Source organism: Yoonia vestfoldensis (assembly GCF_002158905.1).
Classification (GTDB): Bacteria; Pseudomonadota; Alphaproteobacteria; order Rhodobacterales; family Rhodobacteraceae; genus Yoonia; species Yoonia vestfoldensis_B.
The window spans coordinates 1,670,369-1,685,424 of record NZ_CP021431.1; the positions used below are offsets into that span (position 1 = coordinate 1,670,369).

A 15,056-nucleotide genomic window follows, 5' to 3' on the forward strand; every position below is an offset into this window, starting at 1 on the left:
TCGCAGACCTGCTAACTTGCGCCAAATCAAAGGGCACAGATCATGCAGTTCACAGGCACCGACAGCTATATCGCAACCGAGGATCTGAAGATGGCGGTCAATGCTGCCGTCACCTTGGAACGCCCGCTGCTGGTCAAGGGCGAGCCGGGCACCGGCAAGACCGAACTTGCCCGTCAGGTCAGCGCCGCATTGGGCCTGCCGATGATCGAATGGCATATCAAATCCACCACCAAGGCGCAGCAGGGTCTTTATGAATATGACGCTGTCAGCCGGCTGCGCGACAGCCAGCTGGGTGATCCGCGCGTCGATGACGTGGCCAATTACATCAAACGTGGCAAGCTGTGGCAGGCTTTTGCGGCACCCGGCCGCGTGGTGCTGTTGATCGACGAGGTGGATAAGGCCGATATCGAGTTTCCCAACGATCTGTTGCAGGAACTCGACCGGATGGAATTCCATGTCTATGAAACCGGCGAGACCGTGCGCGCGATCCATCGCCCCATCGTCATCATCACATCGAATAATGAAAAGGAATTGCCCGATGCCTTTTTGCGCCGGTGCTTTTTCCATTACATCCGCTTTCCCGATATCGACACATTGCGCCAGATCGTGGCGGTGCATCATCCCGGCATCAAACAGGCGTTGCTGACCACCGCGCTGACCCAGTTTTACGAGATCCGCGAGACGCCGGGGCTGAAGAAGAAACCTTCGACCTCCGAGGTGCTGGATTGGCTCAAACTGCTGCTGGCCGAGGATCTGACGCCCGAGGATCTGCGCCGTGACGGGGCCGATGCGCTGCCGCGCCTGCATGGGGCATTGTTGAAAAATGAACAGGATCTGCATCTGTTCGAACGGCTGGCCTTTATGGCGCGCGCCAAAAGGTGACCGCGCCGCGCGCCGGTGTGACGGGCCGGAGATATCTGGCGCTGCTTGGGCTGGTGCTGTTGGCGGCCTGTGCGCCACAAACCCAGACCCAGATCATGCCGCGTCCCGATGGGATGGTCCCGATCCAGCTTGATTTTCCGCCGATGCGCCGCTTTGCCGCGCCCAGCCCGCGCGCGCCAAGCCGCCCCAATGCGCAGATCGCGCGCGATTTTGCCGATCTGAGCTTTCAGCTGGAAAGCGGCCGGCCGATCCCGGTTTTTACCCGCTTTGAAGGCCCGATCACCGTGGCGTTCAATGGGGCTGCCCCCGCGGCTCTGGCCGCTGATCTGACCGCGCTGCTGGCGCGGTTGCGCGCCGAGGCGGGGATCGACATCCGCCAGATACAGGGCGGCGATGCGGCGATCAGGATCGAGCTGGTCCCGCCCCGCCAGCTGCAAAGAGCCGCCCCCGGTGCGGCCTGTTTCGTGGTGCCACGGGTGCGCGATTGGGCCGAATTGCGCCGCAACCGCCAAAGCCCGCTGATTGACTGGACCACCTTGCAGATCCGCGAACAGGCTGCCGTTTTCATCCCCCAAGACGCCACCCCGCAGGAAATGCGCGATTGCCTGCATGAAGAACTGGCACAGGCTTTGGGGCCGTTGAATGACCTCTATCATCTGCCTGATTCGGTGTTCAACGATGATAATATGCATGCCGTGCTGACCGGTTTTGACATGTTGATCCTGCGGCTGACCTATGCGCCCGAATTGCGCAGCGGCATGACCCAGGCCGAGGTGATGGCGCTTGTGCCGGGTCTTTTGGCGCGCATGAACCCCGCGGGCGCGGCGGGGCGCGGACCGGTCACCGCCCCCACCACCCGCGATTGGACCGGCGCGGTCATCACCGCTTTGGGCGGGACCGCCACGCCTGCGCTGCGCCGCCAGGCCGCCGCGCGCGCGGTCGCGATCGGACAGGCGCGGGGCTGGACCGGCACGCGGCAGGGATTCGCGCAATATGTCTTTGGCCGGTTGCAGATCGGCACCGATCCGGGATTGGCTTTGGGCGCGTTCAATGCGGCCGCTTTTGCCTATGGGGATGATCCCGATCTGCGCATCCATGCCGCCCATGTGGCGGCACAACAGGCCGCCTTTGCCTTGATTGCCCGCGATCCCGAGACGATATTGGCCCTGACCGCCCCTGCCATCACAGCCGCCCGCGACCATGAAAATGCCGCCTTGCTCAGTATCTTGATGATGTTCCGCGCCGAGGCATTGGATCTGCAAGGCCAGCCCGAGGCCGCCATGGCGCTGCGGCTGGACAGTCTGGGATGGGGGTTATACGGATTTGGCGACAGGGATGCGGTGATTTCGCGGCTCAATGAAATCGCAAGCCTGCCGCGCCTGCCAAGCTGAACCCTCTGGCGAAGACCACAGGCTGAACCGATAGAAAGGTGTCACGATGATCTATCCACTTTCCGGGCTGCTGATCGGCGCCGCCATCGGCGCATGGCGCGCGCGGGCGAATGGCGGCAAAGGGCTTGATATGCTGCAATGGGGCGCGGGCTTTGGCATCGCGCTGGGGCTGATCGGCCTGTTCGTGCTGATCTTTATCGAACGCAGCCTGCGCTAGCGCGATGTTCCTGCCCTTCTTCGACAATCTGCGCAAAGCCGGGGTGCCGGTCTCTTTGCGCGAATTCCTGTCGTTTCTGGAAGGGATGCAGGCGGGGCTGGCGACCTATGATGTGGACGCATTCTATTTCCTGGCCCGCACCGTGATGGTCAAGGATGAACGCCATCTGGACCGCTTTGACCGCGCCTTTTCCACGACTTTCGCGGGGCTAGAGGCGATCCCCGCCGAGGCCGTGCTGAACGCCGTCGATATCCCCGCCGCTTGGCTAGAAAAACTGGCCGAAAAGCACCTCAGCGCGGCTGAAAAGGCCGAGATCGCGGCGCTGGGCGGGTTTGATGCCTTGATGGAGACGCTCAAACAGCGGCTGGCCGAACAGAAAGCCCGCCATCAGGGCGGCAGCAAATGGATCGGCACGGCGGGCACATCGCCTTTTGGGGCTTATGGCTATAATCCCGAAGGGGTGCGTATCGGGCAGGATCAAAGCCGCCACCAGCGCGCGGTCAAGGTCTGGGACAAGCGCGAATTCCGCAATCTCGATGACAGCCTTGCGCTGGGGACGCGCAATATCAAGGTCGCGCTGAAACGCTTGCGCCGCTGGGCGCGCGATGGCGCGGCGGAAGAGCTGGACCTGGGCGGCACGATCCGCGCCACAGCCGATCATGGCTATCTGGATGTGAAAACCCGGCCCGAACGGCGCAATGCGGTCAAGGTCTTGTTATTCCTTGATATCGGCGGATCAATGGACCCGCATATCAAGGTGGTGGAGGAATTGTTCAGCGCCGCGAAATCGGAATTCAAACATTTCGAGCATTTCTATTTTCATAATTGCCTTTACGAAGGTGTCTGGAAGGACAACCGCCGCCGCTGGGATGCGCAGATCCCGACATGGGAGGTGCTGCATCGCTATGGTGCTGATTACAAATGCATCTTCGTGGGCGATGCCAGCATGTCACCCTATGAGATCGCCTATCCGGGCGGCGCCAATGAACATATGAACGCCGAGGCCGGTGCCGTCTGGCTGGCCCGCGCGCGCGACCAGTGGCGCGATACGCTCTGGATCAATCCGGTAGCCCAACAGCATTGGCCCTATACCCAGTCGATCGGCATGATCCGCGAGATTTTTGGCGCAGAGCGCATGGTGCCGATGACGCTTGACGGGATCAACCGGGGCATGAAGATGCTGGTGGGGTAAAAACTTTTGGCGCGCCGCGCGGGAGTATTTTTGGAAAAAAGAAGCTGCGGCGCGACAGCGCGTGCCATTGGCAATCCGTAGCGCGCGCCCCATATCGAGGCTATGATGAAATTCTTACCGATCATCCTTGCGCTGGTTTACGGCTATGCGATGTTCCGCTTTTCGGCCTGGCGCACGGCCCGCGAGCTGGATGACAAATCGACCGAGCTGGCCGATCCGATCCTCAAGGTGCTGATGGACCGTATGGCCGCAGCGCTGGGGATCGAGCGCATCCGCGTGCATATCTACGAGATCCCGCAGGTCAACGGGCTGGCCGCGCCGGACGGGCGGATTTTCATCACGCGCGGATTTTTCAACAAATACCGCGCCGGTGAGGTCACATCCGAAGAGATGGCCAGCGTGATCGCCCATGAGATGGGCCATGTCGCCTTGGGCCATTCGCGCCGCCGGATGATCGATTTTTCCAGCCAGAATGCCATGCGCACGGCGCTGGCGATGATCTTTAACCGGTTTTTGCCCGGCATCGGCCCCTGGATTGCCGGTGCGCTGATCAGCCTTGTCGCCGCGCGGCTGTCGCGCGATGATGAATTCGAGGCGGATGCCTATGCCTCGGCTTTGCTGGTCAAGGCCGGGATCGGCACCGGGCCGCAGAAATCCTTGTTCACCAAGCTAGAAAAGCTGACCGGCGCGCATGGGGCTGCGACCCCTGCCTGGATGCTGAGCCATCCCAAGACCCCACAGCGCATTGCCGCGATCGAGGCGCGCGAAGCCAGCTGGCAGGCGCCCTAGCGCGCCACAAGCGCCTTGGCCAGCCGCGGCAGCCGTGCCTTTTTGAGCAAGGCGCGCAGGGTCCAGTCCTGCCCGGACAGCCGCCGCGCCTCGGCCAGGACCTTGTCGGCGACCTTTTGCACAGGCTCTGCCGCATCGCGCCACAGATCCAGCAGGAAATTGTCAGGGTCGAGCCTTTGCAGACCTTCTTCGTCAAGGATGTTGCGCGGAAAATCCTTGGCGTTCATCGTCAGGATCGCATCGCAGGACCCCGCCACCGCCGCCGCCAGCACATGGATATCGCCGCTATCAGGCAGCCAGAACCGCCGTTCGATGCCCGCATCATGGCGGATCAGCGCATCGGGGAAGCTGGCGCCAAGGGCCGCGATTTCGCCGCGCGCCCAGACCTCTTGGGCGGGGCCAAGCTTGGCTGCCGCGCGCGCCCATTCCTCTAGCACACGCGGTGACCAGCGCGGCGCGAACAGCCCCTGCCCCGCGCAGCCCAGCACCATTTCGCGCATCACCGTGGGGTAAAGCACGCAGGCGTCGATCATCACCCTCATAGGCGGAAGAACACGGCCTTGAGATAGCCGCTTTCGGCCAGATGCGGCATCAGCGGATGGTCCGGTCCCGCAAAGCCCGTGTGGATGATCTGCCCGCGCCGCCCGGCCCGCCCGATCCCGCGCGCGGATGCGTTGCGGAATTTGGTCAGATCCACCGCATGCGAACAAGAGCACAGGCCCAGATAGCCATCCGGTGCCACCAAAGGGGCGGCCAGCCGCGCAACACGTTCATAAGCGCGCAAACCGGCCTCGAGCGCGGCCTTGCCCGGCGCAAAGGCGGGCGGGTCGCAGATGACAACGTCAAATTGCGCGCCTTCCTCGGCCAGTGCTGTCAGCACGTCGAAAGCATCGCCTTTGCGGGTGCTGAACCTGTCGGCCACGCCCATGGCATCGGCCCCCTGTTCGGCCAGATCCAGCGCCGGGGCAGAGCCATCCACCGCCAGCACCGAGGCCGCCCCCTGCGCCAGGGCCGCCAGCCCGAAGCCGCCGACATGGGCGAAGACATCCAGCACCCGCGCGCCCGGCGCCAAAGCGGCGGCAAAGGCGTGATTCGGCCGCTGGTCAAAGAACAGGCCGGTTTTCTGCCCGCCCATGATATCGGCCATGTAAATGGCCCCGTTCATCGGCACTGGCACCGGGGCTGTCGGGGCTTTGCCTGCGATGATATCCATCCGCTCTGCCAGGCCTTCCAGCGCGCGGGTCCGCCCGGTGCCATTCATCACGACAGTGCTGACGCCGGTCACATCCTGCAAGGCCGCAACCAGCGGCGCGATCAGCAGATCGGCCCAGGCCGCATTGGGCTGCACCACGGCGATATCGCCGAAACGGTCGATGATCACGCCGGGCAGCCCGTCAGCCTCGGCATGGATCAGCCGGTAGAAAGGATCGGGGTAAAGCCGCGCCCGATGCGCCAGCGCGCGGCTGATTTTACCCGCGAACCAGGCCTGATCAATCACCGCCGCGGGATCTTGATCCAGCATCCGGCAGATGATCTTGGAGCCCGGATTGACCGCCACCACCCCCATCGGCACGCGATTGGCATCCTCCAGCAGCGCGATACTGCCTGCGGCCAAGCCCCGCGTGCGCCGGTCGGTCACCAATTCATTGGCGTAAACCCAGGGAAAGCCGTGGCGGATTGCCCGCGCCTCGGCCTTGGGAATGAGCCGCACTGTCGCGCGGTCGGATGTGTCTTGTTGTACCATCCGCAGTCACTAGCGAACGGGGCCTTGCCTGAAAAGCCCCGATCGCGGCGTTCAGCGCAATTGTTCGGCCAAAGTCTTGGCCAGGAAATCGGTGACGCGGATCTTTTGGGTGACGCCCTGCCCATCGATCTCGGCATTGATATTGCCGCCCCATGCTTCGAGATTGGCGATCACGCGCCGGGTCGGCTCGATCACCGCATCCGTGGCCGCATCACGCACCGTCAGGTCAAAGACGATGTGATGCACACCGCCCGTCGTGAATTCCGCCCGCCGGGTCACGCCGTGAAACCGGATCAGCGTGACATCGACCACCACCTTCTTGGTATCGGGCGTGATATCGCTCCGGTCGGCCTGCACCCGCGCTGCGGCCTCTTGAAAGATCGCCGCGATCTGCGCGATCCGGTCACCCTGCACATCGCCATGCCAGACGATATCGGCATGCGGATAAATGAAATTATCCTCGGATATGGTCAGATCGGCCATCGCGGCGAAATTCAGCCCAGTCAGCTGGTAATCGCGCAAAATATCAGGACGGGGATCGCTTTGCCCGGTTCCACCGGGCGCACAGGCGGCCAAGGCACCAAGCAAGGCCATGACACTCAAGAATTTTTGAAACATGATTACTCTTTCATCTGAACACGGTCGCAACGATGTGATGATACGAAAAACCCGGTGCCAATGCAATCTGAAGATATCCCGCCATGCCAAAACGGCCGCAGCGGGGGTCCCGCCCTTGTTAGCGCTAACACGATCTGCTAGAGAGACGCCAGCAAACAGCCGAGGACCAAGATGCCGCTTCACCCGACTATCGCCGCCGTGACCGACCGTATCCGCGCCCGTTCCGAAGGGCCGCGCCGCCGCTATATGGACACGATGGCGCGCGCCGCCGCCGAAGGGCCGCGCCGGGCGCATCTGACCTGTGGCAACCAGGCCCATGCCTATGCGGCGATGGGCGCGGACAAGGATGCGTTGACCGCCAGCAGCGCGGGCAATATCGGGATCATCACCGCTTATAACGACATGTTGTCCGCGCATCAGCCGTTCGAGACCTATCCCGACAAGATCCGCGCCGCCGCCCGTGCCGCCGGTGGCACAGCGCAGGTCGCAGGCGGCGTGCCCGCGATGTGCGACGGCGTGACCCAGGGCCAGACCGGCATGGAATTGTCGCTGTTTTCGCGCGATGTGATCGCGCTGGCCGCTGCTGTGGGCCTGTCGCACAACGTGTTCGATTCCGCGATCTATCTGGGTGTCTGCGACAAGATCGTCCCGGGCCTGGTGATGGCCGCGGCGACCTTTGGCTATATTCCGGGCATTTTCGTGCCTGCGGGGCCGATGGTCTCGGGCCTGCCCAATGATGAAAAGGCCAAGGTGCGCCAGCAATTCGCCGCAGGCAAGGTCGGGCGCGAGGCGCTGATGGCCGCCGAAATGGCCAGCTATCACGGGCCGGGCACCTGCACTTTCTATGGCACGGCCAATACCAACCAGATGCTGATGGAATTCATGGGCCTGCATATGCCGGGCGCCTCTTTCGTCAATCCGGGCACGCCTTTGCGCGAGGCGCTGACAATGGCTGCCACCGAACGTGCGCTGGCAATCAGCGCGCTGGGCAATGCCTATACGCCGGTCTGCGACGTGCTGGATGAACGGGCCTTCGTGAACGGGCTGGTGGGGCTGATGGCGACCGGCGGCTCCACCAATCTGGTGATCCACCTGCCCGCCATGGCGCGCGCGGCGGGGGTGATCCTCGATCTGCAGGATTTCAGCGATATTTCCTCCGTGACCCCGCTGATGGCCAAGGTCTATCCCAACGGGCTGGCGGATGTGAACCATTTCCACGCCGCAGGCGGGCTGGCCTATATGATCGGGCAATTGCTGGATGCAGGGCTGCTGCATGATGACACGACCACAGTGGCCGGCAAAGGTCTGGAGCATTACACGCGCGAACCCAAATTGTCCGGCAGCGCGGTGACCTATGCGGCAGGGCCGAAAACATCCGCCAATGAAAAAATCCTGCGCCCGGCCGCCGACCCGTTCCAAGCCTCTGGCGGGCTGATCCAGCTGCAAGGCAACCTCGGGCGCGGCGTGATCAAGACCTCTGCCGTCGCAGAGGAACGCCACATCATCCAAGCCCCCGCACGGATCTTTCACACGCAGGATGCGGTAAAGGATGCGTTCAAGGCCGGTGAATTTACCAGCGACACGGTGATCGTCGTGCGCTTTCAAGGGCCGAAATCGAACGGCATGCCCGAATTGCACAGCCTGACACCGGTGCTGGCGGTGCTGCAGGATCGCGGGCTCAAGGTCGCTCTTGTCACCGATGGGCGCATGTCGGGGGCGTCGGGCAAGGTGCCATCGGCGATCCATGTCTCGCCCGAGGCCGCGGACGGCGGGCCGATCAGCCTGATCCGCGACGGCGATGTGATCCGGCTTGACGCCACCACCGGCACGATAGAGGTTCTGGGCGTCGATCTGGCCACCCGCAGCCCCGCCGCCGCCGATCTGACCGGCAATGGCACCGGCGTCGGGCGCGAATTATTCGACATCTTCCGCCGCAGCGTGGGACCATCCGCCGATGGCGCGGGGGTCGTCGTCTAAGGCCCCGCTTCTTTTTTCCAAAAATACTCCCGCCGGAGGCAGCGCTGCCCCCCCCGGCCCTCACTGACAGAAAGACCGGATATGACACCTCAGGATGCTTCCGCCGCCGCGTTGAAAATCTGCCTTCTCGCCCCCGTGATCCCGGTTCTGGTGATCAAGGATGCCAGCAGCGCCGCCGATCTTGCGCGCGCGCTGGTCGCAGGCGGTCTGCCCGCGCTCGAAGTCACCTTGCGCACGCCCGCAGCGCTCGACGTGATCCGCGAAATGGCCACCGTAGCAGGCGGACATGTGGGGGCTGGCACGCTGCTGACACCCAAGGATGTGGAAAATGCCAAGGCCGCCGGGGCCACCTTTGGGGTCGCGCCGGGTGCGACCGACCGGCTGCTGGATGCCTGCGAGGCCAATGACCTGCCGCTTTTGCCCGGTGCCGCCACCGCCTCCGAGGCGATGCGCCTGCTGGAACGCGGCTATTCTGTGCAGAAATTCTTCCCCGCCGAGGCCAATGGCGGCGCCGCCGCGCTCAAGGCGATTGGCGCGCCGATCCCCCAGGTCAAATTCTGCCCCACCGGCGGCGTGACCTTGCAAAACGCGCCCACCTATCTGGCGCTGTCCAATACGCTCTGCGTCGGCGGATCCTGGGTCGCCCCGGCAGATCTGGTGCAAGCGGGCGATTGGGCGGCGATCACGGCGCTTGCGGCGCAGGCGGCGGCCCTGCCCCGCGGATAAGCGCGCGGTTTCATCTTGCGTTAGGAATTGTCGCCTATGCTCTGCTGACCGAGGGAATAGGGACATTACATGCGGGATCGGTGGTCTGTCGCCTGGCGCATCAACGGCGGCTTTGTGGTGTTGGCGCTGGTCATCGCGGGGCTGTCGGCGGGGGCCGTTCTGGCGGTGGACAGGTTGCGCGATACGCTGGCCACCACGGCCGCGATCACGGCCCAGCACCGCGCGACCACAGGGTTCATCGGCCAGATGCGCGCGGTTGATCTGGCCGCGCGGGCCTATGGCACAACCGGCGCAGACAGCATGGCGCAGGCGGTGACCGACCAGATTGCCGTTTTGCGCGATGATCGGGCCTTGCCCGCGGCCTTTGCCCCCGGCAGCGCCGCGCGCGCGGAAATCGACATATTGCTGCGGCTGGCGCAGGATTATGGCAGCACCTTTCAACAGATCGCCGATCTGCGCGCCGCCGCCACCCGCCCCGGCAGCGCCCTGCACGACCAGGCGCAAGATATGCAAACCGCCCTGCGCCGGGTCACCAATAATGTCGCCGTCTCGGGCCTGCCCGATCTGGTGCAGGCGGCCCAGCGGGCCGCGCAGGCCTTTGCCACAGCCAGGCTGCATCTGGACAGCTATCTTGCCACGCGCAGCGGCGATGACGGGCGCGCAGCACGGGCCGCGCTTGCTGATTTTGACAGGGCGATGACGCCACTGACGCAGGCGGGCGGCGGCGCCTATGCCCAGGCCCAGATCGCCCGGATCGCGGGGGCTGTCCCCGCGCTGATCACGGATTTCGACGCTTATGCCGCGCGCGTGACGCAGGCTGATCAGCTGGAAAACACGCTGCTGGTCCCGCTGGGGCAGGATCTGTTGGACCGGCTTGACGCGCTGCTGGGACAGATCGCGCGCCAAGACCAGGCGCAAGGCGATGCGCGCGACCGGCTGCTGGGGGATCTGCGCCAGGCCAGCGTGATGCTGGGGCTTGGCGCGGCGATCATCGCGCTGCTGGCCGGGCAGCTGATCGCCCGCGCGATCACAAGAAGGATCACCCACCTGGGCGATGCCGCTGCCAGGCTGGCCGCCGGTGACACCGCGCAACCGATCAATGGCGGCGATGCCGATCACGCCTTGGGGCTTCTGGCGCGCGCTTTGGCCACGATCCGCGATGCCCAGATCGCGCAGGGCTTTGCCGCGCAGGCGCAACAGGCCCAGCAGCATGACCAGCAGCAGGTGATCGACCAGCTGCACCGCCAGCTGACCCGTCTGGCGGCAGGCGATCTGACCGCGCAGATCGATCAGCCCTTTGCCCCCGCGCATGAACCGCTGCGCCAGGCTTTCAACAGCGCCACCGATGCGCTGCGCGCCGCGATGGGGCAGATCACCGCCACCGCCGGGCTGATCGCGGCCAATGCGGGACAGCTGACAGCGGCCCAGGGGGCCTTATCCGCGCGCAGCGAAACCCAGGCCGCCACGCTGGACCAGACGACCGCGGCGCTGGACCAGCTGAGCGCCAGCCTGCAGGCGGCCACCGCAGATCGGCGCGCCGTGGACAGCAAAGCCGCCGCCGCCCATGCCAAGGCCAGCACCAATAGCGCGGTTGTCGCCCAGGCGGTGGCGGCCATGGCGGAAATCGGCGATTCGTCACAACAGATGTCGCAGGTCACCGGCGTGATCGAGGATATCGCCTTTCAGACCAATCTGCTGGCGCTGAATGCCGGGGTCGAGGCCGCGCGCGCGGGCGAGGAAGGCCGCGGTTTTGCCGTGGTCGCCGCCGAAGTGCGCAATCTGGCCCAGCGATCCGCAGAGGCGGCCCGCCAGATCAATGCGCTGATCGCGCGCAGCGGCAAAGAGGTCGCCCGCGGGTCAGAGCTGGTCGGCACGGCGGGCAATGCGCTGCGCGATATCATCGCCGAGGTCGGTGATATTGCCGCTGCGACCACGCGGATCAGCGCCAGCACCCAGGCCCAGACCACGGCCCTGGCGCAGATCACGACCGGCATGACCCAGCTGGACCAGCTGACCCGGCAGGCTGCGACCATGGCGCAGCAGACAGACAGCTCTGGCGCGCGGCTGGATCAGGCGGCCAGTTTGCTGACCAGCCTGACGGGCCGCTTTGCCACCGGCCCCGCCCTGGCCCCGCTGCTGCCCGAAACCGCGATCAAACCGCTCGAGGCCGCAATCGCGCGCACCCACCCCGCCCCACAGCATCTGCCATTCAAGACATCGCAGCGCAAACCCCCACCGCCTGCGGCCCCCGGCCCGCCGCGCAAGCACTAGCCGCGCGATCCGCCCCGATGCGCAAGCCTAAATCACGCCGCATAGGCCGCCGAGGCGGGGCGCAGCGCATGGTCCGGCACGCGGATCATCGGATGCGCGGGGGCAGCGGCATGGCGTGTCATCCCCACAGCATCTGGCGTTCAAGACATCCCAGCGCAAACCCGCGCGGCCTGCGGCACCCGGCCCGCCGCGCGATCTAGCCGCGCGATCTAGCCCCCGGCACGCAAACGTGCATCGCGCCCGCCGCGTCGGCGGGGCGGGGCGGTGGCGCGCAGGGATTGTTCCAGCACGCGGGTCATCGGATGGTCGGGCGGGGCATCGGCATGGCGCACCAATAGCGCGCGCACTGCGGCCCCGACATCCTGCCCATCCGGTAGGCCCAGCACCCAATCCAGAAAAATTGTGCGACATTCAGCCCCGGTGATGCCGTCGATGCGGAATGCTTCGCGGATCAGGGCCTTGGTGTCATGCAGATCACCCTTCATCCGGTTCCTTCCAGGCGGCGGCTGATGATCGCATCCGCGGCCTTGTGCAAACGGGTCATCCGCGCCAATAGCGCATCCAGCCCCGGTGTATCCGTGTCGCGCAGGATCATCCGGCGCGCCCCTTCGCCCAGATCATTCGGGTCAAGCCCGCCCCCTGTCAAGAGCCTGACCGCCGCCTGCAATTGCCACAAGAGCCGCGCCGCATCACACAGCGCCTGCGCATCCGCCGCATCCAGCCAGCCCGCCGTCACCCCCGCGTCCAATTGCGCCGCCAGATCCCGCGCCGGGCTGCCCGCGATCAGCGCCGCTGTCTGCGCGCAAAGCTCGATATCCTGCAACCGGCCCGGCCCGGTCTTGGCGTCCCATGCCTCGCCGGGGCCTTTGGCCTGGGCCAGCCGGGCGCGCATCTCGGCCACATCGGCGACGACAGCCGCCCCCTGCCCTTTGCGCCGCAGCAAATCGCGGCGGAAAGTTTCGATCGCCGCGCGAAGATCAGGCTCTCCGGTGATCGGGCGGGCGCGGGTCAAGGCCAGATGTTCCCAGGTCCAGGCCTCTTTGTTCTGGTAATCGATGAAGGACTCCAGCGATGTGGCCACCGGCCCCTGCCGCCCCGAGGGACGCAGCCGCATATCGACCTCATACAAGCGCCCCGCCGACATTGGCGCGGCCAGCGCGGTGATCAGCGCCTGCGTCAGCCGCGCGAAATAGGCCCGCGTCGCCAGCGGGCGCGGCCCGTCAGAGCTTTCGACCCCGGCCGGATCATAGATCACGATCAGATCCAGATCGGACCCCGCATTCAACCGCGCCGCCCCCAGCGAGCCCATGGCGACAACCGCCCCGCCCCGCCCCGGCGGGGCCCCGTGTTTGCGCGCGAATTCCGCCACGATCACGGGCCAGAGCGCGGCAATCACCGCCTCGGCCAGATCGGCATATTGCGTGCCGCTGGTGGTGGCACCGATCAAGCCGCGCAGATGATGCACCCCGATGCGGAAATGCCATTCGCGCGCCCAGGTCCGCGCCGCGATCAGCTGGCTTTCGTAATCGGCATGACCCGCCAGCACGGTGCCCAATTGATCGCGCAGCGCGGCCATGCCGGGCCAGGGATCAAAGAAGGCACCGCCGATCACCGCATCCAGCACGGCCGCATTGCGCGACAGATATTGCGCGAGTGCCGGGGCTGTCGCCGCGATATCGACGATCAGCTGGGTCAGCTGGGGGTTGGCCTCGAACAGCGAAAACAGCTGCACCCCTGCGGGCAGCCCCGCCAGAAAGCCATCGAATTGGGCCAAAGCCTCGTCCGGGCGGGCGGCCTCTTGCAGGCTGGCCATGATCTGGGGGATCAGCCGGTCAAAGATTTCGGTCGCGCGGGGCGATCGCAGCGCGGGATAGCCTTGCCAGCGCGCCACGACATCCTGCCCCCAGGTGATCTGGGCCTTGGGTTTCGCATCTGGCGCGAAAAAGCCTTCGGTCAGCACATGCACATCGGCCAGCCGCCGGGTCAGGTCATCGCGCAATTCCGCGACATCGCGCCCCATGAAGGCCGCCAGCCGGTCGAACCCCGCCGCATCCTGCGGCAGATGATGGGTCTGCGCATCGGCGAACATCTGCACGCGATGTTCAACCTCGCGGTGGTGGCGGTAATGATCCAGCAATGTCGCGGCCACATCCGCCCCGATCCAGCCCGCCCCGGCCAGCGCATGCAGGCCTTCGCCGGTGCCGCGCAGCCGCAAAGACGCATCGCGCCCGCCTGCGATCAATTGGCGGGTCTGGGTGAAAAATTCAATCTCGCGGATACCGCCGCGCCCCAGTTTCATATCATGGCCAGCCAGCGTGACCGGCCCGCCCAACCCCTTGTGATCGCGGATTTTCAGCCGCATGTCATGGGCATCCTGAATCGCCGCGAAATCCAGATGTTTGCGCCAGACAAAGGGACGCAAAGTTTGCAGAAACCGCGCCCCCGCCGCTTGATCGCCCGCACAGACCCGCGCCTTGATATAGGCGGCGCGTTCCCATGTCCGCCCCACGCTTTCGTAATAGCGCTCTGCCGCTTCCATCGACAGGCAGACCGGCATGACCGAGGCATCGGGGCGCAGCCGCAGATCGGTGCGAAAGACATAGCCGCCGTCTTTGACCTCGGACAGGATGGCGGTCATCCGGCGGGTCACGCGGATAAAGGCGGTGCGCGCCTCGAACACGTCATCGGGGGCGAAACGGCTGTCGTCGAACAGGCAGATCAGGTCGATGTCAGAGGAATAATTCAGCTCATGCGCGCCCATCTTGCCCATGGCCAGCACGACCATGCCTGCCGCATCCTGTGGCGGGCCATCGGGCAGCTTGCCGCGCGCGACCTCGGCGGCGACCAGCCGGGCGATACAGGCCGCAACGGCGGCATCGGCAAAGCGTGTCAGCGTCAAGGTCACGGTTTCCAGCGGCCAGACACCGCCCAGATCGGCCAGGGCCGCGACCAGCGCGATGCGCCGTTTCATCTGCCGCAGATGGATCGGCAGCGCCTCGAGCGAGATTGTTTCCAGCTCTGCCAGCAGAATCTCTACCGCGGCTTCGGGATCTTCCAATGCGGCGGGCAGCCAGTCTTTTTCACGCGTCATCAGCCCCGCCAGATAGGGGCTGCAACCGGCGGTTCCGGCCAGCAACTTGGCGATTTCGGGCGCAAAGCTGGGCAATTGCGCCAGCACATCCGCCCCAAGGGCGGCGTCATAGGGGCGTGGATAGCGGGTGATGCGACGGGCGATGCTCATGGCCGCAC

Annotated in this window: 13 protein-coding genes; 8 read left to right on the forward strand and 5 right to left on the reverse strand. The window is 65.2% G+C overall.

What is annotated here, in order from left to right; all coding sequences use genetic code 11:
* Positions 1-42 precede the first annotated feature (42 nt).
* The 5 genes from LOKVESSMR4R_RS08230 (at position 43) to LOKVESSMR4R_RS08250 (ending at position 4,471) form a co-directional block, all read left to right on the forward strand.
* Entirely contained in the window at positions 43-882 is an 840-nt protein-coding gene (locus LOKVESSMR4R_RS08230) for an AAA family ATPase (RefSeq protein WP_087207381.1), read from the forward strand.
* Positions 879-2,273, forward strand: a complete 1,395-nt coding sequence (locus LOKVESSMR4R_RS08235; protein WP_087207384.1) for a DUF2927 domain-containing protein — start codon at positions 879-881, stop codon at positions 2,271-2,273. The genes LOKVESSMR4R_RS08230 and LOKVESSMR4R_RS08235 overlap by 4 nt, the downstream gene beginning before the upstream one ends.
* A 46-nt stretch (positions 2,274-2,319) precedes the next feature.
* Positions 2,320-2,490, forward strand: coding sequence for a hypothetical protein (locus tag LOKVESSMR4R_RS20440; RefSeq protein ID WP_087207386.1), 171 nt, complete (start codon positions 2,320-2,322; stop codon positions 2,488-2,490).
* Positions 2,491-2,494: 4 nt separating this feature from the next.
* Positions 2,495-3,682, forward strand: coding sequence for a vWA domain-containing protein (locus tag LOKVESSMR4R_RS08245; RefSeq protein ID WP_087207388.1), 1,188 nt, complete (start codon positions 2,495-2,497; stop codon positions 3,680-3,682).
* A 102-nt stretch (positions 3,683-3,784) separates the two neighbouring features.
* Positions 3,785-4,471 carry a M48 family metallopeptidase gene (locus tag LOKVESSMR4R_RS08250; RefSeq protein WP_087207391.1) on the forward strand — a complete coding sequence of 229 codons (687 nt, stop codon included), beginning with the start codon at positions 3,785-3,787 and terminating at the stop codon, positions 4,469-4,471.
* Here LOKVESSMR4R_RS08250 and LOKVESSMR4R_RS08255 read toward each other — a convergent pair.
* The 3 genes from LOKVESSMR4R_RS08255 to LOKVESSMR4R_RS08265 are packed head-to-tail and all read right to left on the reverse strand — an operon-like array spanning position 4,468 to position 6,833.
* The gene (locus tag LOKVESSMR4R_RS08255) at positions 4,468-5,013 is read right to left on the reverse strand and encodes an RSP_2648 family PIN domain-containing protein (protein WP_087207393.1); all 546 of its coding nucleotides are present in this window, start codon (positions 5,011-5,013) and stop codon (positions 4,468-4,470) included. The two genes, LOKVESSMR4R_RS08250 and LOKVESSMR4R_RS08255, sit on opposite strands and share 4 nt — an antisense overlap.
* Positions 5,010-6,215 (reverse strand): RSP_2647 family RNA methyltransferase, encoded by a 1,206-nt coding sequence (locus LOKVESSMR4R_RS08260; protein ID WP_087207395.1) that lies wholly within the window; start codon positions 6,213-6,215, stop codon positions 5,010-5,012. The genes LOKVESSMR4R_RS08255 and LOKVESSMR4R_RS08260 overlap by 4 nt, the downstream gene beginning before the upstream one ends.
* Before the next feature lie 51 nt (positions 6,216-6,266).
* Positions 6,267-6,833, reverse strand: coding sequence for a DUF6778 family protein (locus tag LOKVESSMR4R_RS08265; RefSeq protein WP_087207397.1), 567 nt, complete (start codon positions 6,831-6,833; stop codon positions 6,267-6,269).
* A gap of 171 nt (positions 6,834-7,004) precedes the next feature.
* On the opposite strand from LOKVESSMR4R_RS08265, the gene edd reads away from it, so the two are divergent.
* The 3 genes from edd (at position 7,005) to LOKVESSMR4R_RS08280 (ending at position 11,807) form a co-directional block, all read left to right on the forward strand.
* A complete protein-coding gene (gene edd / locus LOKVESSMR4R_RS08270; RefSeq protein WP_087207399.1) occupies positions 7,005-8,810 on the forward strand; it encodes a phosphogluconate dehydratase in 1,806 nt (601 codons plus the stop codon).
* A gap of 81 nt (positions 8,811-8,891) precedes the next feature.
* Positions 8,892-9,536: a bifunctional 4-hydroxy-2-oxoglutarate aldolase/2-dehydro-3-deoxy-phosphogluconate aldolase gene (gene eda / locus LOKVESSMR4R_RS08275; RefSeq protein WP_087207401.1), complete on the forward strand. Its 645-nt coding sequence runs from the start codon at positions 8,892-8,894 to the stop codon at positions 9,534-9,536.
* Positions 9,537-9,605: 69 nt separating this feature from the next.
* Positions 9,606-11,807: a methyl-accepting chemotaxis protein gene (locus LOKVESSMR4R_RS08280; protein WP_087207402.1), complete on the forward strand. Its 2,202-nt coding sequence runs from the start codon at positions 9,606-9,608 to the stop codon at positions 11,805-11,807.
* 209 nt (positions 11,808-12,016) lie between these two features.
* Here the strand turns inward: LOKVESSMR4R_RS08280 and LOKVESSMR4R_RS08285 are convergent, their stop codons facing one another.
* Positions 12,017-12,292: a hypothetical protein gene (locus LOKVESSMR4R_RS08285; RefSeq protein ID WP_087207405.1), complete on the reverse strand. Its 276-nt coding sequence runs from the start codon at positions 12,290-12,292 to the stop codon at positions 12,017-12,019.
* Positions 12,289-15,048, reverse strand: coding sequence for a glutamine-synthetase adenylyltransferase (locus LOKVESSMR4R_RS08290; protein WP_087207407.1), 2,760 nt, complete (start codon positions 15,046-15,048; stop codon positions 12,289-12,291). The genes LOKVESSMR4R_RS08285 and LOKVESSMR4R_RS08290 overlap by 4 nt, the downstream gene beginning before the upstream one ends.
* Positions 15,049-15,056 lie beyond the last annotated feature (8 nt).